General features: G+C 34.9%; 19 protein-coding genes. 6 read left to right on the top strand and 13 right to left on the bottom strand.

The genetic code is table 11. The annotated features are described in order from the left end of the window. Nucleotides 1-211: 211 nt before the first annotated feature. From HMPREF3134_RS02350 to HMPREF3134_RS12360, 3 genes are all read right to left on the bottom strand, one after another. Entirely contained in the window at nt 212-817 is a 606-nt protein-coding gene (locus tag HMPREF3134_RS02350; protein WP_070440457.1) for a stage II sporulation protein M, read from the bottom strand. A gap of 239 nt (nt 818-1,056) precedes the next feature. Then, nucleotides 1,057-2,133, bottom strand: a complete 1,077-nt coding sequence (locus tag HMPREF3134_RS02345; RefSeq protein ID WP_256262260.1) for a CDP-glycerol glycerophosphotransferase family protein — start codon at nt 2,131-2,133, stop codon at nt 1,057-1,059. 17 nt (nt 2,134-2,150) lie between these two features. Next, the gene (locus HMPREF3134_RS12360) at nt 2,151-2,351 is read right to left on the bottom strand and encodes a hypothetical protein (protein ID WP_070440454.1); all 201 of its coding nucleotides are present in this window, start codon (nt 2,349-2,351) and stop codon (nt 2,151-2,153) included. Nucleotides 2,352-2,596: 245 nt separating this feature from the next. Here HMPREF3134_RS12360 and HMPREF3134_RS02335 point away from each other — a divergent pair, with 245 nt between their 5' ends. Continuing rightward, complete coding sequence (locus HMPREF3134_RS02335) at nt 2,597-2,785, top strand: hypothetical protein (RefSeq protein ID WP_070440452.1); 189 nt, start codon at nt 2,597-2,599, stop codon at nt 2,783-2,785. 232 nt (nt 2,786-3,017) lie between these two features. On the opposite strand, the gene rarD is transcribed toward HMPREF3134_RS02335, so the two are convergent. Together rarD and HMPREF3134_RS02325 are read right to left on the bottom strand one after the other, a co-directional pair. Continuing rightward, the gene (gene rarD, locus HMPREF3134_RS02330; protein ID WP_070440450.1) at nt 3,018-3,923 is read right to left on the bottom strand and encodes an EamA family transporter RarD; all 906 of its coding nucleotides are present in this window, start codon (nt 3,921-3,923) and stop codon (nt 3,018-3,020) included. A gap of 248 nt (nt 3,924-4,171) precedes the next feature. Further along, nucleotides 4,172-4,387 (bottom strand): zinc ribbon domain-containing protein, encoded by a 216-nt coding sequence (locus HMPREF3134_RS02325; RefSeq protein WP_053024391.1) that lies wholly within the window; start codon nt 4,385-4,387, stop codon nt 4,172-4,174. Nucleotides 4,388-4,711: 324 nt separating this feature from the next. Here HMPREF3134_RS02325 and HMPREF3134_RS02320 point away from each other — a divergent pair, with 324 nt between their 5' ends. The 4 genes from HMPREF3134_RS02320 (at nt 4,712) to HMPREF3134_RS02305 (ending at nt 9,928) form a co-directional block, all read left to right on the top strand. Then, nucleotides 4,712-6,271, top strand: coding sequence for a PTS mannitol transporter subunit IIBC (locus tag HMPREF3134_RS02320; RefSeq protein WP_070440448.1), 1,560 nt, complete (start codon nt 4,712-4,714; stop codon nt 6,269-6,271). A 71-nt stretch (nt 6,272-6,342) separates the two neighbouring features. Then, nucleotides 6,343-8,379, top strand: coding sequence for a BglG family transcription antiterminator (locus HMPREF3134_RS02315; RefSeq protein ID WP_070440446.1), 2,037 nt, complete (start codon nt 6,343-6,345; stop codon nt 8,377-8,379). An 11-nt stretch (nt 8,380-8,390) separates the two neighbouring features. Next, nucleotides 8,391-8,825, top strand: a complete 435-nt coding sequence (locus HMPREF3134_RS02310) for a PTS mannitol transporter subunit IIA (RefSeq protein WP_011274562.1) — start codon at nt 8,391-8,393, stop codon at nt 8,823-8,825. Further along, nucleotides 8,825-9,928, top strand: a complete 1,104-nt coding sequence (locus tag HMPREF3134_RS02305; protein WP_070440444.1) for a mannitol-1-phosphate 5-dehydrogenase — start codon at nt 8,825-8,827, stop codon at nt 9,926-9,928. Before HMPREF3134_RS02310 ends, HMPREF3134_RS02305 begins: the two co-directional genes overlap by 1 nt. Before the next feature lie 533 nt (nt 9,929-10,461). Here the strand turns inward: HMPREF3134_RS02305 and lpdA (HMPREF3134_RS02300) are convergent. The 8 genes from lpdA (HMPREF3134_RS02300) to HMPREF3134_RS02265 form a co-directional block, all read right to left on the bottom strand. Further along, a complete protein-coding gene (lpdA, locus tag HMPREF3134_RS02300) occupies nt 10,462-11,823 on the bottom strand; it encodes a dihydrolipoyl dehydrogenase (protein ID WP_070440442.1) in 1,362 nt (453 codons plus the stop codon). A 280-nt stretch (nt 11,824-12,103) separates the two neighbouring features. After that, nucleotides 12,104-13,402, bottom strand: coding sequence for a dihydrolipoamide acetyltransferase family protein (locus tag HMPREF3134_RS02295; RefSeq protein WP_070440440.1), 1,299 nt, complete (start codon nt 13,400-13,402; stop codon nt 12,104-12,106). A gap of 18 nt (nt 13,403-13,420) precedes the next feature. Beyond that, complete coding sequence (locus HMPREF3134_RS02290) at nt 13,421-14,461, bottom strand: alpha-ketoacid dehydrogenase subunit beta (protein WP_070440438.1); 1,041 nt, start codon at nt 14,459-14,461, stop codon at nt 13,421-13,423. A 15-nt stretch (nt 14,462-14,476) separates the two neighbouring features. Further along, nucleotides 14,477-15,424 carry a thiamine pyrophosphate-dependent dehydrogenase E1 component subunit alpha gene (locus HMPREF3134_RS02285; RefSeq protein ID WP_070440436.1) on the bottom strand — a complete coding sequence of 316 codons (948 nt, stop codon included), beginning with the start codon at nt 15,422-15,424 and terminating at the stop codon, nt 14,477-14,479. Nucleotides 15,425-15,462: 38 nt separating this feature from the next. Continuing rightward, nucleotides 15,463-16,815 carry a dihydrolipoyl dehydrogenase gene (lpdA, locus tag HMPREF3134_RS02280; RefSeq protein WP_070440433.1) on the bottom strand — a complete coding sequence of 451 codons (1,353 nt, stop codon included), beginning with the start codon at nt 16,813-16,815 and terminating at the stop codon, nt 15,463-15,465. A gap of 274 nt (nt 16,816-17,089) precedes the next feature. Beyond that, nucleotides 17,090-17,497 (bottom strand): carboxymuconolactone decarboxylase family protein, encoded by a 408-nt coding sequence (locus HMPREF3134_RS02275; protein WP_070440431.1) that lies wholly within the window; start codon nt 17,495-17,497, stop codon nt 17,090-17,092. Between the two features lie 14 nt (nt 17,498-17,511). Further along, on the bottom strand, nt 17,512-18,708 hold the full coding sequence (locus HMPREF3134_RS02270) for a 3M3SH-releasing C-S lyase (protein WP_070440429.1): 1,197 nt from the start codon (nt 18,706-18,708) through the stop codon (nt 17,512-17,514). A 153-nt stretch (nt 18,709-18,861) separates the two neighbouring features. Next, a complete protein-coding gene (locus HMPREF3134_RS02265) occupies nt 18,862-19,374 on the bottom strand; it encodes a DUF308 domain-containing protein (RefSeq protein WP_070440427.1) in 513 nt (170 codons plus the stop codon). Between the two features lie 185 nt (nt 19,375-19,559). On the opposite strand from HMPREF3134_RS02265, the gene HMPREF3134_RS02260 reads away from it, so the two are divergent. Then, nucleotides 19,560-20,246 carry a type 1 glutamine amidotransferase domain-containing protein gene (locus HMPREF3134_RS02260; protein WP_011274547.1) on the top strand — a complete coding sequence of 229 codons (687 nt, stop codon included), beginning with the start codon at nt 19,560-19,562 and terminating at the stop codon, nt 20,244-20,246. The last annotated feature ends 39 nt before the right edge of the window (nt 20,247-20,285 follow it).

Genomic DNA, 20,285 nt, shown 5'->3' with positions numbered 1-20,285 from the left:
ATATCGTCTGATAATCCCATTTTATCAATTTTCGGACTAATTTTATCAAGTTTTCACCAAATTTTATATATACAAACCGAAATTCAAAAGAAAAAGAGATTTCTACACTAAGTAAAAATCTCAACTACTATTCAATTATGTTTAATGAACTTAACATTATATTTTAAATGATACTGAAAGCGTGAGCTTCATTTGGCTTTATGTATGAGGATCAACTCATAAGATTAAATAAATAGTTTGATACATAGGTTTCTAGAAATGCTGCAATAATGATTAATGGTAATGCGATCAATACATAGGATTTGATTACATTGATTAAGTTAACTTTTATCGCGTAGTTTTCTTTTTTACTTTTCCTAAAGAGATTGGTAAACCGACGTGTGATGGCTTTGTTTAGCATATACAACGCACTTGTTAAAATACAAAAGCCCATGATTTCAAATGTATAATGTGGGATAAATGCTATACTCCCTATCAACCCTTTATGTAAATCAAAGCTCAGAAGAAAGCCTAATAGAATTCCGGGCATAATAATGGTAACCACTAGATTAATCAAATAAAGATAAGGTATAGGTAGTAAGGCTAAGATAAACATTTGTAGTGGAACTCGGAAACCATTATTAACGATATACTTCCAAACTTTTTCAAGTCCTTTAGTGTTGCCAATTTTTTCACTCGCATTTCCCATATTTTTCAAGTCATTGAAAGATGGATGAACAAAATAACAGAATATCGTAGTAATGATTAAACAAATGGTAGCAACTACAAAGATTTTCACGGCACGTTTAATAATTTCCAAATCGAATGATTTTAGCATAAGCAACCTCTCTTTTATCTCTTATACTAACAAACATAACATGAGCCTGGGACATAAATAATAGGATGATGCTATTTTGCAAATTCGCAGTAGCTGACTAAACTGAAAAGGTGCTTAAATCAAGCTTTTTCCAGTTTTAGTCATCCTTGCGGGGGGTGGGACGACGAATTTAAAAAGAATTCTGTCCCACTCCCCCTATAACTATTTCTAGCAAAGGAGTCAAAATATATTTAGCAGTCTTATTTAAAGAATTTTTCTACTATCGTTTTAGACGTTATGCCCTTTTCAAAGGTACAGAAACGATTGTAAAAGGCTTTATATTTCTCTCTATATTCTTCTTGTATGTCATCAATATTTTTTATTGCTTCGATTAAGCCATCATTTGTTTTAATTTGTGGACCTGGTGCTTCTTTTTCAAAATTAAAATAAAAGCCACTTAATCTGTTCTTATAAAATTCTAAATCATAGGTGAAGAATAATAATGGTTTCTTTGTATTTGCAAAATCAAACATGACTGACGAATAGTCTGTGATGCATATATCTGTAATTAAGTATAGATCACTGATTTCATGATATTTGGTACCATCGACGACAAAATCATTTAGTGATTCACTTAAATTTAACGCGTTACTAATAATAATATGTGGGCGTAAAATGAGAATATATTCATCCCCAATACTTTCCTTCAATCTTTGTAAGTCAAGTTTTAGATTGATGATGTGTTTTTTGGCTTTATTAATTTCATCATCTCTAAATGTCGGTGTGTATAAAATGATTTTTTTATTACTTTCAATACCTAGTTGAGCTTTATATGATTTTTCACCAATTACCCACACTTTTTGATTTTCCTTTTTTAAGAAGTTGGGACATTTTGATCTTTTTAACTCATCCACATATGTTAAGTAACTATCGATGTCATACGTATTAATTCTAAAAGATAAATTACGACCTTTCATCGTGAAATAAGGTGTAAGTGACACTATATTACCGTTAAACTCAGTAATAATTTCACCTTTTAATAGCTTTTCCGCCATTATTCTAGGATTTCCGATTTTTATTCTTAAATTCTGCGATGATTCTAGTACTTTAATACTTAAGTAAATATCTATAATATCCTCATTTTTGTATTCATACTTCATGAATTCTATCAAATCTTTATAGATTTCTACCGAAAAATTATAAGTAGATGCATTTTTCGTCTTTCCAATTTCTTCATGATTGATATTTACGAATGTTTCTCTATCAGTCAGCCTCGTTTTTATTAATAGTTGCACAGTTTCTAATGTGAAATTCAGTATCGCAAACTGACCTTTTATACACGCTGCAGTGTTGTTTATTTTAATATTATCAATATGTCTTCTTGAAAAATATGTTTTTTTAAATCAACCTCATCCAATGATAAATGTAAATCCTCATTAGTGTCTTCCACATCTATTGAATTAAATTCGTTTTTTATGTAGAGCTTTTCAATCTTATTAATAGGATTCTCAAAATAGATATGTAGTATTGATCCATCATGTTTAATAGTTTGCAATTAAACCCCTTCTTTCAGCTAAAATCAAATTCCCATAATATTACAGTGATTTTTTATTATTTTTTTAATTATTTATAAATATATCTACTTTCGAACGGTAATATGCGTTACAATATAAATACAATAATTAATAGTAACTAAAATATATAAGTCTTTATTTATTATATTGTAATACATGTAATTACTTTTAATGTTTTTATAAATATAATTTTTTATATTTACTACAATTTAAAGGGGTTAGTAAAGTGAAAAAGTTAATTTTAATTTTCAACAGTGTCTTATGTTTAATGTTTTTAATTAAATATAGACAACTTAAGAAAGATCACCATTTTTACTTAACAAACATTGAATTTGAAGATGATAAATTGAATGAAATGAGCATGTATAAAGATAAAGATGGAAATATTTATCCAATAGAAGAGGCAATTGAATGAATCAAACAGTTTAATTAATCTCACTTATACATAACTAAGTTTTGAAATTATTAACTTTTATTCCAATAAAAAAGAGAGTTGAACAGAATTCATATTGAATTCGTTGTTCAACCCCCGCAAGGATGACTAGAACTGAGAAAAGTTTAATTTAAGTGACTTCTCAGTCCATTCAGCTACTGCGAATTTGTAAAATAGCACCATTATATTTTTTATTCCCAAGCCTTATTGTAAATTATTCAGGTCTAGGGTTACGTTTCATTTTCACGTATTGAGAAATACTGTATAATACGATACCGAACCAAATGAGCGCAAATGTAACCAATTGTTGCGCATCAAAATGTTCTTTAAAGGCGAAGATACCTAAGAAGAACATGATTGTTGGACCAACGTATTGAATGAATCCTGTTAGAGATAACGGAATACGTTTGGCACCCGCTGAGAATAAGATTAATGGAATGGCAGTTACTGCACCTGAGAACATTAACCAGAATGTGTCCATATTCAAACCTACTGATGATGTTCCAGTATTCCATAAATAAATCATATATATTAATCCGGCTGGCGCTGTAACGATACATTCAATTGCAATACTGCTAATGGCTTCAATTTTAACAATCTTCTTCAACAAGCCATAAATACCGAATGAGAATGCTAACATTAATGAGATGACTGGGAATTCTCCAACGCGAATCGTCATATACAGAACTCCGATTGTCGCAAAGATGATTGCTAGCGTTTCAAATTTATTGAATCTCTCTTTTAGGAAAATGAACGCCAATAATATACTTACTAATGGGTTAATATAATAACCTAAACTAGATTGTAGTACGTGTCCATTTGACACAGCCCAGATGAACGTTCCCCAGTTGATTGTGATCACATAACCAGCAATAATAATGACGATTAGTTCAATTGGATGTGAGAATAAATGTTTTAAATCACGTTTGAACGTTTGTGATTTCTTTAAAACTACGATCATTAGTATCATAAAGATCATAGATAATACAATGCGGTAAGCTAAGATTTCAAATGCACTAACGCCACCAATTAATTTCCAATAAATTGGCAAGATACCCCATAATACATAAGCACCTAACGCATATAGAATCCCTTTTTTAAATTCAGTATCGGAATTCATCCTAACCCTCCTTACGGTATAACCCTGGAAATATGTTTTAATTAATAAAACTATGGTACCAATAGTTAAGAAAGTTAGGTATATAAACTGCTCAAATTATTCAAATTCTTAGTAATTTAGGTTGAATTTATTTGATTTTAGACATCCGAACCTCTAACATCACACAACCCGAAGTCTACCTTTTCGCCAAACAAAAAAGAATCAGCCCCTAGAAAGTCGCTGATTCTGACATAAATATTGATATTCAATTATCCACCAAAGAATAAATCGACAATATCACTCGTTCTATTATTATTTGTTTTATAAAATTCAGTACAACCACAATTTTTACAAGTTATTGTTTTAAAGTTGTTATGCTGCACATCAAACATCTTAGATAGTCCAGATCCTGTTGCTGATAATGTTCCTTCTTCCACTTCCGTATGTCCACATTTCACACATCCGTTTCCTGTGTTTCCAGTCATAAACAACATTCCTTATATTGTTTCTTACTTGTTCTATAACCTGTTTCCTATCATTTAATCTTTAAATAAGTAATAACTTATTGCGCATTTAAAATATAATTAATGACATTTTTTCATTGCCAAATTCAAACATTTTCAATGGAATTTCTCACATAATTATCATAAGTAGAAGTTTCTTACATTGGGCTTAAATATAGTTGTGAGACTCTCACCATGACCTTGTCACAATTACTGTGACAAAGTCGCATTTTCTTTGTGTTGTATACGCTTTCCTATGCCATTACAATTGAATTATCAAATCAGAATAAAAAAAGAGGTGTAGTTATGGCTCAAACAGAGACACAAGAGAAAAAAGGTCTCGGCCGTAAAGTTCAAGCGTTTGGTTCATTCCTTAGTAGTATGATTATGCCAAACATCGGTGCGTTTATCGCATGGGGCTTTATTGCTGCGATTTTCATTGATAATGGTTGGTTCCCTAACAAAGAATTATCTCAATTAGCAGGGCCAATGATCACATATTTAATTCCATTACTTATCGCATTTAGTGGTGGTCGTTTAATTCACGACTTACGTGGCGGTATCGTTGCGGCAACAGCAACTATGGGTGTTATTGTTGCATTACCAGAAACACCAATGTTACTTGGTGCAATGATTATGGGACCACTTGTTGGTTGGTTAATGAAGAAAGTTGACCAATTCTTACAACCTAGAACACCACAAGGCTTTGAAATGTTATTCAATAACTTCTCAGCAGGTATTCTAGCATTCATTATGACAATCCTTGGCTTCAAATTATTGGCGCCAATTATGCAATTCATCATGCACATCTTATCTGTAGCAGTTGAATTCTTAGTACACTTACACTTATTACCAATCGTAAGTATCATTGTAGAACCAGCTAAAATTTTATTCCTTAACAACGCGATTAACCACGGTGTATTCACACCTCTTGGTACTGACCAAGCTGCAAGTGCAGGTCAATCAATTTTATTCGCAATCGAATCAAACCCTGGACCAGGTATCGGTATCTTATTAGCGTACATGATCTTCGGTAAAGGCACAGCGAAAGCAACTTCATATGGTGCAGGTATCATCCACTTCTTCGGTGGTATTCATGAAATTTACTTCCCATATGTATTAATGCGTCCATTATTATTCATCGCTGTTATTTTAGGTGGTATGACTGGCGTAGCAACTTACCAAGCAACTGGTTTCGGATTCAAGAGTCCAGCTTCACCAGGTTCATTCATCGTGTATTGTTTAAATGCACCTAAAGGTGAATTCTTACACATGGTATTAGGCGTATTCTTAGCAGCACTTGTTTCATTCGTAGTTGCAGCATTAATTATGAAATTTACTAAAGAACCTAAACAAGATTTAGAAGCAGCAACAGCTAAAATGGAATCTACTAAAGGTAAAAAATCTAGCGTGTCTTCTAAATTAACTGGTGCGACAACTGGTACTGGCGCAGCTGGCGTAGCTGCTAACAAAGCTGATGATGAAGATAAAAAAGAAGCTTCATCAGAGGATGAAGAAGAAGACTTACTTGATAACTACAACACTGAAGACGTAGACGCTCACGACTATAGCAACGTAGACCATGTTATTTTCGCATGTGATGCGGGTATGGGTTCTAGTGCAATGGGTGCAAGTATGTTACGTAATAAATTCAAAAAAGCAGGCATTTCAGACGTTAATGTTACAAATACTGCTATTAACCAATTACCAAATAATGCACAACTTGTTATTACACAAAAAACATTAACAGACCGTGCAATCAAACAAGTTCCAAACGCAATTCATATCTCAGTGGATAACTTCTTAAATTCTCCACGTTATGAAGAGTTATTAAACAACTTGAAGAAAGACCAAGACAAAGCATAATTAAATAGTTTAAGAGTCGAACATATTATTTCTATCACTTATGTTTAGACTCCTTTCAAGGGGGACACACCATGTTAATGAGTATACGTGAAAAGGAAATCATTGAACTGCTAATTAAGTATTACGGTCAATACGTCACGATTTATGAAATTGCTCAACAACTTGGCGTGTCCTCTCGTACTATTCATCGTGAATTAAAAGGGATTGAAACCTACCTCCAAGGCTTCAATATGACACTTGAACGGGCAAATAAAAAAGGGATTAAGTTATCTTGTGATTATGACCAGATCCGACTGTTAAAACAAGAAATGGCGCAACACGATACCATTGACTTGTCTGTTGAAGAACAAAAGGCAATTATTCTATATGCGCTCATTCAATCAAAACATGCTGTTAAGCAATACAGCTTGGCTCAAGAAATTGGCGTATCTGTTCAGTCATTAACCAAATTGCTTGATGACCTAGAGAATGATCTCGCTAGCTATCAACTTATCCTTTATCGCAAGCGTGGTGAAGGGGTATATCTTGATGGCCCCGAATCAAAGAAACGTGAGTTCTTAAGTCAATTGATGGTCAACAACTTGAATAGTACAAGTGTTTACTCTGTTATCGAGAACCACTTCGTCTATCAATCGATTAATCAATCACAACAAGCTTTAGTCGACCTTGATAGCATATTTAAGATTGAACGTATTTTAATGGATTACCTAGGCCAATTACCTTATACCTTAACAGAATCGAGTTATCTGACCTTAACCGTCCATATCGTGTTAAGTATTGCGCGTATTCAAAATGGTGAATATGTATCGATTAATGAAGATATTCATAATTCTGTAAAAGACACATTTGAACATCAAATTGCCACAGAAATTGCGAAACGTATAGAGACACTATACGACATCGACTTTAACCAAGCGGAAGTCACTTTTATAACAATTCATTTACGTGGTGCAAACCGTCGAACAACCTTCAAGATGTTTGAGAATAATGAATTTGACGACCGTAAAATACAAGCATTTGTAAATCGTGTAGAGCGCTTATCAGGCCAATCATTCGAAGACTATGCAACGCTTGTTCATGGATTATCATTGCACATTAATCCAGCGATTAATCGTTTGGAAGCAAACATTGAAACGTACAATCCACTCACCGAGATGATTAAGTACAAGTATCCTCGTCTCTTCGATATTGTACACAAGGCCATCGATCAGACATGGCCAGAGTTAGTCTTCCCGGATAGTGAGATTGCCTTCATCGTTTTGCATTTTGGTGGCTCTTTGAAAAGTCAGTCCACCCAACTACTACATGTTTTAGTTGTCTGCAGTAGTGGTATTGGAACAAGTCGATTGTTGGCAACACGATTACAACAATCTTTTAATGAAATAGAGAAGATTACACAAGCGTCCGTCAGTGATTTGAAAATGTTAAACCTAGAGGATTACGATGGCATTATTTCAACGGTTAAATTGGATATCACAACGCCATTTATTACCGTCAATCCATTGCTACCAGAATCCGATGTAGCGTATGTAGCATCATTCTTAAAGACAACCGAGCATATAGCGAAACAACATGAAGAGAACGAAATGAAGCATTCGATTCAAGACCCTGATCAAGTGGTCATGAACATCGAACACGGCTTATCATTGTTGAACTCTATGCAATTTGAATACAAAGATGTAACTATTTGGAATCATTATTTAGCTGACTATCTTGAGGAACATGGCGTCATTGCGCCGAATAGTCAGACGTCATTCGCTGAGCTGTTGCAAGATAAATTAAATCAGAATCCTGGTTGGATATTGCAACCCTATCCCGTTGCGATTCCACATATGAAGAATGATTTAATATTACGCCCCCTCATTTTAATCACGATATTAAATGAAAGTTTGGGCATGCAAAGTACTCAAAATGACCTTTTCAAAATTAAATATATGGTTAGCCTATTCATCCCAAATAATGATGAAATGGCACAACTTGTTGGGGAATTATCTGCTGAATTAGGACATCATCTCGAGCAAATTGATGACTTCATGCAAGACCCTGACGCTATGAAACACATATTGAGAGATAGCTTTTTAAAACGAATTCACAATCAATTAACTTAGGAGTGTAAAAAATGACTGAATTATTTAGTAATGACAATATCTTTTTAAACGTATCTGTAGGAAGCCAAGACGAAGCAATTGAAAAAGCTGGTCGTGCTTTAGTAGATAATGGTTCTGTAAACGAAGCGTATATCCAAGCAATGAAAGAACGTGAACAACTTGTTTCAACATTCATGGGTAATGGTTTAGCAATTCCTCACGGTACTGACGAAGCTAAAGGTGATGTATTAGCATCAGGTTTAACATTACTACAAATTCCTGAAGGCGTAGATTGGAACGGCGAAACAGTTAAAGTTGTTGTTGGCATCGCTGGTAAAGATGGCGAACATTTAGACTTGTTATCTAAAATCGCAATTACATTCAGTGAAGAAGAAAATGTTGATCGTATCGTCAACGCTAAATCTGCTGAAGAAATTAAACAAGTCTTTGAGGAGGCTGACGCATAATGAAAGCTGTACACTTCGGAGCTGGAAATATTGGCCGTGGATTCATCGGCTATATTCTTTCAGATAACAACATTGATGTAACATTTGCAGACGTTAATGAGGAAATTATTAATGCATTAGATAATGAAGGCGCGTATAACGTTATTCTTGCTAATGAAGAAAAAACAACAACACGCGTTACTGGCGTTCGTGCGATTAACAGTGGTCAACCTTCAGATGAATTGAAACAAGCAATTCTTGAAGCTGACATTATTACAACTGCAGTTGGTGTGAACATCCTTCCTATCATTGCGAAATCATTTGCACCAGTCTTAAAAGAGAAGGAAAATCACGTTAATATCGTAGCGTGTGAAAATGCGATTATGGCGACTGATACGCTTAAAGAAGCAATCTTAGACATCACTGGTCCATTAGGTGATAACATTCACTTCGCGAACTCTGCAGTTGACCGTATTGTCCCACTTCAAAAGAATGACAATATCTTAGACGTTATGGTTGAACCCTTCTTTGAATGGGTTGTTGAAAAAAACGCTTGGTACGGTGAAGAGTTAGAACATATTAAATATGTTGATGATTTAACACCTTACATCGAACGTAAATTATTAACAGTTAACACTGGTCATGCTTTATTAGCATATGCTGGTCGCTTCTATGATAGAGATACTGTATTAGATGCTGTTAAAGATGAAGCTATCGTTGCAGATTTACGTCAAGTATTAGGTGAAACAAGCGAGTACATCGTTGATAACTTCAGTTTCACTAAAGAAGAACAAGCGGCTTATGTTGAGAAGATTATTGGTCGTTTCAAGAATCCATACCTTTCTGACGAAGTAACACGTGTAGGTCGTGGAACAATTCGTAAAATCGGTCCTAAAGATCGTATTATCAAACCTTTATCTTATTTATATGAAAATAATTTACGTCGCAAAGGCTTATTAAAAGCAGCAGCGTTATTATTAAAATATGATGATATGAACGATAAAGAAACAGTTGAAATGCGTGAATACATTGATGCACATGGTGTAAAAGCATTCTTACAAGAATATGCGAAAATCAATGACCGTTTAGCAAATGAAATTGTAGCTGTTTATGAAGAATTGTAATTCATTACTTTAACAATTTAATTACCTTAACAGGTAAATTAAGTTACTTAAATGTTTGATAGTAATTTAATGTGTGCAGTTTACACAATACTGCGTATTGTTGCTACTCGCTTGCTCTAGGTATAGCCTGAGACAAGTTGTTTATAATTGAAAAGAGTTAAATCACTTTATAAACCTTTTTCAAAGTCTTGTAGGTTGTGATTTAACTCTTTTTTTATTTAGATTTTGTCTCAGTGCTAATGCTATTCCTAGTAGCGTCTCGCAGCCAATACTTTGTGCTTTTAGTAAATGAGATTTATACCTTTATTAATATATTTATTTTAATGGTTTAATCGCTACGCTAATTAATAAGTTACATAAATAACACATTAAAACCCCCAGCAACTTTGACGAGCCTGGGGGATTTTTCATGCTAATAATGCTAGTTACGTATATATAATTCGTTTTGTATAATTTATAATCAAATCGCTAATGTGTTAAAAAGTATAGATTACCAATGTATTTTACTAAGAAAAGATAATAATCGATCTTCCTTAATGATATATCGCTTTTGCAAAAGATACATCTGCACTTTCACCAATCACTTCCGATAGTGAAGGATGTGGTTGTATAATTCGAGAAATATCATTTAATGTACCGCCCGAAACCTTAATTCCCAAGATTTCACTAATTAAATCTGTCGCATGAGGTCCAACGATAAATCCACCTAAAATTTTACCATCCTGCTTATTCGCTACTATTTTAACCATTCCTTGTGTTTCACCTTTTAAGATTGCTTTAGGATTCTTCTGAAAAGGCGCAGTCGTCACTTCAACCTCATAACCCGCTTCTTGTGCTTGTGATTCTGATAAACCTACTGACGCAGATTCCAATCTTGTATAAATACATCTTGGTATATCCTCTTGATTTATCGGTTCTGGTTGTTTGCCTGCAATATATTCTGCCACATATTTACCATGTGCACTTGCAGTATGTGCTAACTGATAGCCCGGCACTAAATCACCAATCGCATAGACGTGCTCGTAACTAGTTTCATAATGTTCATTAACTTGTAAACATTTGCCATTTTGTTCTAAATTAAGCGCCTTAGCAACTTGAACATTAGGTTGTCTCCCTGTCGCAAAGAGTAATGTTTCATATGGTATTTCTTTAGGGCCATCTTTTCCATCAATTTCCAAAGTCTTGGCATTTACTTTCTTAGTTTCTGAATTGGTGATGATGTTAACACCTTGTTGTTTCAAATAGGTTGATAGATGGTCGCGTATTTCTTTAATTTCACTAGATAGGATGCTATCGCCCTTTTCCAAAATCGTAACATCTACGTCTAAATCAGCCATTGATGAGGCTATTTCCGAGGCAATAACGCCGCCGCCAATAATCACAAGTTGTTTCGGCAGCTGTTCCATATCGAAAAATGTATCAGCTGTTTCAAAGTGCACTTGGTCTAGCCCTTCGATTGGTGGTACGAATGGCTTTGTTCCTGTCGCTAAGATAATATCTTTCGCGGTATAAATAGTTTGATCGACTTGAACTTTTAATCCTTCTAATACTTCTGCTTCCCCTTCAATAAAATCAACGTTGTGTTGTCTTAATGCGTCTCGAACATCATCAGTCACTGTCTTAACCACTTGATCTTTACGTTGTACGAGACTAGTTACATCAATGTCTATGTGATTCGTTTTAATTCCCCAATTGTTTGCAGAATGAATATCTCTCACTTTAGCACCATATTCTAAAAATATCTTCGACGGTATACAACCTACATTGAGACATACACCACCAACGTGCTGTTTCTCAACAATCGCTACATCTTTGCCTAGTTGCGCTGCTCGAATTGCTGCAACATAACCTCCAGGTCCTGCTCCAATAACGATTAAATCATACGATTTAGACATCATTTGTACCCCTTTCACCTTTGAAGTTGTTTTCGTCCCTTAATACCCTTAGTTATGAACATAACCACTCGTCTAATATGTAAGCGCTTTTATATCCTTTCAATTTTATATTAGAGTTATATTTTTATAATTTCAAATAAACGTAAGTGACAGAATTTTTACTTTTTCAATAAAGGGCTTTGTGTTGCGCGAAAGGATTGGAAGTGTGGTTCGAGACATGAAAAGACCCCCAGCATTGTTTGTGTACTGAGGATCTTAATCAAATTAAATATATTTGTTATTAAAGAATTAAGAGATATGGATTTTCAATATATTTAGCTAATACTTTTAAGAAATCGGCAGCGCTCGCACCATCAAGAATTTGATGATCAAACGTTAAACTTAATGGAATACGTGATACTTGTTTAACACTATCTCCTTCAAGTACAACTTCTTTAGAAAGTGCACCTACACCTAGGATTCCTGTTTCACCCAGGTTAAGAATTGGTGTGAAATATTCGATGCCACTAGTACCCATGTTAGTAATTGTAAAAGTAGCACCTGCCAGTTTAACATCATTTGTATTACCATCACGTACCGCTTCTGCTGAAGATTTAATCTCTTTAGCTAAAGCACCAATACTTTTAGTGTCTGCATTATTTATAACTGGTACCATTAACCCTTCGTCGAGTGACGTTGCTACACCTAAATGAACATTATCATATTCTGTAAGTTGACCATTTTCATATCGAGCATTCATTGCACCATAATCTTTAAGTGCTAAGACGATGGCTTTAGTTAGCAATGCTGTGACAGTCAATTTAGTATCTTGATTTGCATTCTCAAGTTCAGCTGATAGTTTGTTTTTGAAATCTAACAAACGGTCAGCATCCACTTTACGATGTAACGTAAGTTGTGCTGTTTCGGCCAAGCTTTGACGCATATTCTGTGCTATACGCTTACGCATTGGATTTAGTCCTTCACCGACATTAGCACTGTTAAATTTAGTGTTCTTATCCTCTTTAGATTGCATATCCTCATTTTTTGCTTCAATATCATATCCTTGCTCTGCTACACGTTGAATATCTAATTTTGTTATACGATTATTACCGCCTGTACCTTGAATTCTAGTGATATCAAAGTTTTTATCCTCTGCCATCTTGCGTGCAAGTGGTGATATAAAGATACGTTTACCATTTTGGGGTTCAACATTATTAGACTTATTTGTATCTTCATCATGATTACTATCATCTTCATTATCAGAAGTTATATCGTTGGTTTGTTGCTCTTCATCGTCTGATTGTGAGTTATTGGATTCTTCATTATCATATTCAGTCGTACTACTTGATTCAGTACTTTCCCCTTCATCACCTATAATACCAAGTACAGATTTAACTTCAGTTTCTTCTCCGGCTTGAACTTTAATTTCGAGTAATATACCACTAGCTGGTGCTTCAACGTCTTGAGTCAATTTCTCAGAACTAATCGTACATACACTTTCACCTTGTTCAACCACATCTCCCTCTGCTTTAAACCACTCTTCGACTGTTCCTTCTTTCATTGTCATACCGAGTTTTGGCATAATAATATTTTCGCTCATCGTTCAACACCTCCTTGCCTATGAATTAACTTTTTTCAAGTCTTCAATTAGTTCAGATGCGACATCTAATACTTTATCTACATTTGGTATATAGGCTTGTTCAAGGTTTGCTGCGAATGGAACTGGTGTATCCGGTGCAGTGACTTTCTTGATTGGTCCATCTAAATAATCAAAACCAATATCACCAATAACAGATGCAACATCTCCCGCTACATTACATTGTGGATTTGATTCATCAATCACAATTAAACGACCTGTCTTCTTCACTGATTCTAGAACTGTTTCTTTATCCCATGGTGACACAGAACGTAAATCAATAACTTCAACTGAAATGTTATCTTCTTCTAATTTGTCTGCTGTTTGTTCAGCTACTGCCACCATTTTACCGATTGCAACAATTGTTAAATCATCACCTTCACGCGTCACTTTCGCTTTTCCAATTTCTATTGTGTAAGGTTCTTCAGGCACATCACCTTTTTGTCCTAATAATGTTTTATCTTCTGAAAAGACTACTAAGTTATCATCTTGTACTGCTGCCATTAATAAACCTTTAGCATCATAAGGATTAGAAGGAACGACTACTTTTACACCAGGTATTGTTGCAAACATGTTATACAATGATTGAGAATGTTGTGCCGCTGCGCCTGCACCAGCGCCATGAACTGTACGTACAACTAATGGAATTTTAGCTTTACCACCAAACATGTAACGCATTTTTGCACCTTGGTTCAAAATAGGATCTAAACCGAATCCAATAAAGTCATTGAACATTAATTCTGCAATAGGACGCATACCGGTAGCAGCTGCACCTACAGCAGAGCTGAGTGTAATATGCTCTGCGATTGGTGTGTCAATAACACGATCTCGACTATATTTTTTCGCAAGTCCTTTAGTTACACCAAAAACGCCACCAAATGTATCATCATCTTTAATATGTTCTACACCTGCACCACCTGAAACGTCCGTACCAATGAGAATAACATTATCATCTTGTTCCATTGATTGATCGATTGCTTCGTTAATTGCACCCATAAATGTTAACTTGCGTTCTTCACTCATAGTTATGACCTCCTTTTAGGCAAATACATCTTCGTGTAATGAATCTACATCTGGTAATTCACTTTCATCTGCATATTTCACTGCATCTTCTACTGCTTGTTTAGCTGTTTGTTCAATTTCATTTAATTCTTCTTCTGTTAACCAACCTTCTTCAAGTGCTTGACGTTTAAAGTCTTCTGTTGCGTTTTTGTCCGCATTACGATCATTTGGTGATTTAACTTTTTGTTCGTCCCCTTCAAAATGACCATATTTACGATACGTGTCACACTCAATTAGCGTAGGGCCTTCACCATTTTTTGCTCGTTCTACAGCTTCTTGCGCTGCTTTATAAACTTCAACGACATCCATGCCATCCACTCTGACACCTGGCATGTTATAAGCTGAAGCACGCTCTGCAATTGTTTCTGAAGCACTGGCATAATCATGTGTTGTACCTTCACCGAATTGGTTGTTTTCACAAACAAAGATAACTGGAAGGTTTAAGATTGAGGCAAAGTTAAGGCCCTCATGGAAATTACCTTCATTGGCTGCACCATCACCAAAGAAACATACAGCAACATTCTTTTTACCTTGATTTCGAATAGAAATACCTGCACCAGTAGCAAGTCCGAAGCCACCACTTACGATACCATTGGCACCGAGCATTCCTTTATCTATTTCTGCAACATGCATGGAACCACCTTTTCCATGACCAAGTCCATCACGTTTACCCATTATCTCCGCCATCATGCCATTAAGGTCACATCCTTTGGCAATTGCATGTCCGTGTCCTCGGTGTGTACTTGTAATATAGTCGTCGTCTTCAAGTTGTGACATTACACCAGTTGCTACAGCTTCTTCGCCTACGTATAAGTGAACAAAACCAGGAATCTTACCGTCACTAAAGATTTTATGCACCTTTTCTTCAAAATATCGAATTTCATTCATCGTTTTATAAATCCAACGTGCTTGTTCTTTTTCCATCGTTAGTTCCTCCTATCATTCATTGATTTGTTCTGTTATCACATATGAATGGCTTTTCCAAAGTATGCATCCGCGCTCTCGCCAATTGCTTCGGATAGAGAAGGATGTGGTTGAATGATGTTAGATAACTCATTCATTGTACCTTCTGAAACTTTGACACCTAATACTTCACTGATTAAATCTGTAGCATGTGGACCAACAATAAAAGCACCTAAGACCTCTCCATATGCTTTATCAGTTACAATTTTGATAAAGCCTTGTACTTCTCCTTTTACGAGCGCCTTTGCATTTCCTTGAAAAGAAGATTGTGTAACAGATACGTCATAACCCGCTTCTTTAGCTTGAGACTCAGATAAACCAACTGATGCTGCTTCAAGACGAGTATAAATACAACGTGTAATATTGTTTGGAGATACTGGCGGTGGTTTTAATCCAGCCAAAGTTTCAACAACATGTAATCCATGTGAACTCGCTGAATGTGCAAGTTGATAACCCTTAACAAGGTCTCCAATAGCATATACATGATTAATTGTTGTTTGATAGTGTTCATCGACTTGTACAAATTTACCATCCATATCGATATCTAGATCTTCAGCTACCTTGATGTTCGGTTGTCGACCAGTTGCCACTAATAAAGTATCAAATGACACATCTTCATGATTATCCAAAATCACTTTAGAGGTTGTTACTTTAGATATCTTTGCGCCTGTTAAAATTCTTATACTTTGATTCTTCAAATGGTCCTTTAACAGTTCACGTACTTCTTCAATCTCGGTGAGAAGAATATCTTCATTAACTTCAATCATCGTAACCTCGACTCCTAAATCAGCCATTGAAGATGCTAACTCAGTAGCTATAACACCGCCACCAATAATTGCGAGTTGTTTAGGCAACGTTTCTATATCAAAAAATGTGTCTGTCGTTTCATACTTTATGTCATTTAATCCTTCAATAGGTGGAATAAAAGGTTTACTACCAGTTGCTAGAATAATATCTTTCGCTTGATATGATTGATTACCAACTTTAACTTCTAAATCTTTCGTTACAGTAGCTTCACCTTTAATGAAATTAACTTTGTTTTTCTTTAATAATTGCTTCACACCACCTGTGAGCGTGCTAACAATGTGTTGTTTCCGTTGTACTAATTTAGAGAAGTTTACTTTCATCCCTTGTGTCTCAATTCCCCAATCATTGGCCTTACGTATATCATGTGCTTTCGTTCCATGTTCGAGTAGTGTTTTAGAAGGTATGCAACCTACGTTTAAACAAGTCCCCCCTGCGTTTGTTTTCTCTACAATTGCAACCTTTTGACCTAATTGTGCAGCGCGAATAGCGGCAACATATCCACCAGGTCCTGCACCAATCACAATCAAATCATATGAGTCCGTCATCACTATCACCCACTTCCGTAAGATCGTATCGTTGTGCATCCCAAAATATTCTGTAAAAACATAGAAATGAGATATAGCATATTCTTAATGTAAACGTTTTCTCATTCCTTTAATTACATTCTATACTCATGATTCTGAATTTTCAAATAATTGTAAAATTAAATTTTTATATACTTATTTCTATCATTTCATATAAGTTTTATAAGATTTGGAAGATTATCTTGCTACTCACTCAAATAAAAAACCCTCTACCCACGTTAGATAGAGGGTTGTATTACGGTTGCAATTTCATTATTGCACCAAAGTTTTGTTGTGCGTTTGTGAATGTAATAAATGCAATGAGTTCAACAATTTCTTCTGTTGTTAAACTGTCTTTAAGTACTTTTATAATATTGTCCGGAATTTGGTCACCCATCTTAATAAAAACTTCTGTGAATCCTATGCAAATGGACGATTTTTCATCTTTAAGACTGCCGGTAGGTTGACCTTTAGCTTTACAGTACTGACAACCGTTCTTTTGCGCTAACATTCTTCTTAACTCTTCTTTTAATTCTTTGCTAAGTGCGCTGTCACTTTCTAACACATCACTTAGTTGTGTCCATAATTGCATTATTTCTTCTTGATGACCTAATAATTTTTGAAAGGGTGTATTACCATTGTTCGAAGACTCTATAATCGACATGTGTTATCTCCTTTTTAAACTAATGCGTCTTTAATCTTTTGCAGTCCTTTGATCATGATTTCACGTGGAACAGCGATGTTTATTCTGATATGTCCTTCTGCGTTATGAACGAATTGTTCTTGTCCTTCAATGATAACGCCGGCGTGTTTGATGAAATATTTAGCGATTGGTTCATCTATGTGTTTTGCTTTAATGTAATAGCTTAGATCAACCCATGCGAGGTAGGTTGCTTCTGGAATTTTAAATTCTGCATGTGGCAGTTCTTGTTCTAAAAATTGTGCTAGGTATTTAAAGTTATCGTCTAGATAATCATTCATAGCAGCTAACCAGTCTTCGCCCTTTTCATAAGCTGCCTGTGTCGCAACGATACTTAATGGATTCTCAGAACTAAAGTGATGTAACTTCCATGTCTTTAATAATCTTCTATTCGGAATAATGATGTTTGAGAACATTAAGCCTGCTATATTAAATGCCTTACTTTGCGACATTGCGGTAACAATCTTATCGTAATCTGGCACTGCTTTAGCAAAAGGTACATGTGTTTGACCGTCACGTTTAATGTCGCAGTGAATTTCATCTGATATGATCCATACGTCATTATCGACCATAATTTGTCCCAATTGCTTTAATTCCGCTTCTGACCATACACGACCTGTTGGATTATGTGGATTAGCAAAAATACATAATTTAATATTTTCTGTTTCCACTTTTTGACGAACATCTTCAAAGTCGATTTCATAGTATCCATTATGATTTATCATCGGAGAATATACCGTCTTAATATTATTTTTATCACAAACCATTTTAAAAGGACCGTAGCTCGGCGTTAAAATCAACGCTTTATCGTCGTTGTCACAAATATAGCTTACAAGTTCAATTAAACCTGCAACAATCCCATGAGAAAATACAAGGTGATCTTGTGGAAATGTATAACCAAATCGTCGTTCTGTCCATGACACAAAAGCCTCATAATAATCTGTGCCAAATATGTTGGTATAACCTAGAATCTTTTTATCGAGTCTGTCTCTTATCGCATCTAACACAACTTCAGGTGTCGCGAAATCCATATCAGCTATCCACATACGAATCAGTTCATCATGTTCTTCTAAATCTGAAGTATCTGCGTCTCCAAATAAATAGCCTTTATAACCTTCTACATTCATCGCATTTGTAGAACGACGGTCTATGATCTCATCAAAATTGTACGTCACATGAATGCCTCCTAGAATCATTGTTTAATAAGTCTTATTGTAATACTTCCCATTTATGAATTCACTTTTTAAGATTTCCACTTCTAAATATAAAAAGTGGGAGAAAGACAAAGAATTCATATAAAATTCTGCCTCTCTCCCTATTCTAAAAATTTACGCAAGTCCATCAATAACGTAAGTCACACCTAAAATTGCAAATGTGATGGCTATCATCGTTGATACTAGAATCATCCCCATCATAGGGTTAAAAAGTAAAATAATTCCTAATAGTAAGCCTAAAACGTTAACAATGATAGATAGTCCCTTCAAACGGCTTTGTTTTGAAATGGTCATTAGTCCAATAACTGAACTTACAATAAACCATGCGGCAAACATAAATATGAAGAAGGTTGAACTTGCCCCAACGTTAAATATCACAAGTAGTCCAAATATAATATCAATAATTCCTATGACAACAATTAATCCTGAACCGCTACCGGAAAGCGCTCTCGCAGCACGACGGAATAATAGTTGAATCACACCATTAATAAGAATTAATAAGCCAATAAGCCAAGTAAGTGTGTAGAAATTTTTAACAGGATAACTGAAAATAATAACTGCAACAATTAATAGTAACGTTCCCATAATTAAGCTTGACCATTTTAATTTTCCATTGTCTTGTACCATTCAAAATCCTCCTCTCATTAAAAAATAGCCATTATATCAAGTATATTGAAGTTGCGTTGGACTAACAACGAATACATCTTACATCGTTTTACATGAAACATATTATATTTAATTCACGACTCTTCAGTTTCTTACTTTTCCAAAAAGGGTAGACTAAACGTAGTATAAAATTAGGAGGCGTATCAATGAATACAAAAAGAGCATTAGTTGTAGTAACAAGTGTAACGAAATATCCTGATATGAATCGTCCAACTGGATTATGGTTTGGTGAGGTTGTTCATTTCGCGGATGTCTTATATAAAAATGGTTATAAAGTACATTATATTAGTCCAGAAGGTGGCTATACTGCCATTGACCCTCAAAGTTTACAAGAAGATATGATGACAGATTTAGACTGGGAATATTATCAGAATAAAGACTTTATGACACGTCTTGGTCATACAGTTACACCTGACGCAGTTAAAGCTGAAAATTATGACGTCATTTATTTCGCTGGTGGTCATGGTACAATTTGGGACTTCAAAGATAATGAAGATTTACAAAAGCTAACTCAAGAAATTTATGAAAATAACGATGTTGTTGCTTCAGTTTGCCATGGTGCAATTGGCTTATTAAATGTAAAAGATGCTGAAGGTAAACATATTATCGATGGCAAAACGGTTACTGGCTTCTCAAATAGTGAAGAACAAGCAGTGGGCTTAGCCGACGTTGTTCCTTACCTTACTGAAGATGAACTTAAAAATCGTGGTGCAAACTATGAACAAGGTGATAACTGGACTGAGTTTGCAGTCGCTGATGGTCGCATTATTACTGGTCAAAATCCACAATCTGGTAAAGCCGTAGCAGAAAAATTCTTAGAATCACAAAAGTAAATTCTTAGACTACCCGCATAGTAAAATTTACAAAGATGC

Source organism: Staphylococcus sp. HMSC14D10 (genome assembly GCF_001808125.1).
Taxonomy (GTDB): Bacteria; Bacillota; Bacilli; order Staphylococcales; family Staphylococcaceae; genus Staphylococcus; species Staphylococcus haemolyticus.
This window is presented reverse-complemented; position numbering and strand designations above follow the sequence as displayed.

Coding starts and splice junctions, on each gene's coding strand:
- HMPREF3134_RS02305 (WP_070440444.1), top strand. CDS start 8,825: ATGAAAGCTGTACACTTCGGAGCTGGAAATATTGGCCGTGGATTCATC.
- HMPREF3134_RS02265 (WP_070440427.1), bottom strand. CDS start 19,374: ATGGTACAAGACAATGGAAAATTAAAATGGTCAAGCTTAATTATGGGA.
- HMPREF3134_RS02285 (WP_070440436.1), bottom strand. CDS start 15,424: ATGGAAAAAGAACAAGCACGTTGGATTTATAAAACGATGAATGAAATT.
- lpdA (WP_070440442.1), bottom strand. CDS start 11,823: ATGTCTAAATCGTATGATTTAATCGTTATTGGAGCAGGACCTGGAGGT.
- HMPREF3134_RS02260 (WP_011274547.1), top strand. CDS start 19,560: ATGAATACAAAAAGAGCATTAGTTGTAGTAACAAGTGTAACGAAATAT.
- HMPREF3134_RS02350 (WP_070440457.1), bottom strand. CDS start 817: ATGCTAAAATCATTCGATTTGGAAATTATTAAACGTGCCGTGAAAATC.
- HMPREF3134_RS02320 (WP_070440448.1), top strand. CDS start 4,712: ATGGCTCAAACAGAGACACAAGAGAAAAAAGGTCTCGGCCGTAAAGTT.
- HMPREF3134_RS02325 (WP_053024391.1), bottom strand. CDS start 4,387: ATGACTGGAAACACAGGAAACGGATGTGTGAAATGTGGACATACGGAA.
- HMPREF3134_RS02290 (WP_070440438.1), bottom strand. CDS start 14,461: ATGAGTGAAGAACGCAAGTTAACATTTATGGGTGCAATTAACGAAGCA.
- rarD (WP_070440450.1), bottom strand. CDS start 3,923: ATGAATTCCGATACTGAATTTAAAAAAGGGATTCTATATGCGTTAGGT.
- lpdA (WP_070440433.1), bottom strand. CDS start 16,815: ATGACGGACTCATATGATTTGATTGTGATTGGTGCAGGACCTGGTGGA.
- HMPREF3134_RS02310 (WP_011274562.1), top strand. CDS start 8,391: ATGACTGAATTATTTAGTAATGACAATATCTTTTTAAACGTATCTGTA.
- HMPREF3134_RS02295 (WP_070440440.1), bottom strand. CDS start 13,402: ATGAGCGAAAATATTATTATGCCAAAACTCGGTATGACAATGAAAGAA.
- HMPREF3134_RS02275 (WP_070440431.1), bottom strand. CDS start 17,497: ATGTCGATTATAGAGTCTTCGAACAATGGTAATACACCCTTTCAAAAA.
- HMPREF3134_RS02315 (WP_070440446.1), top strand. CDS start 6,343: ATGTTAATGAGTATACGTGAAAAGGAAATCATTGAACTGCTAATTAAG.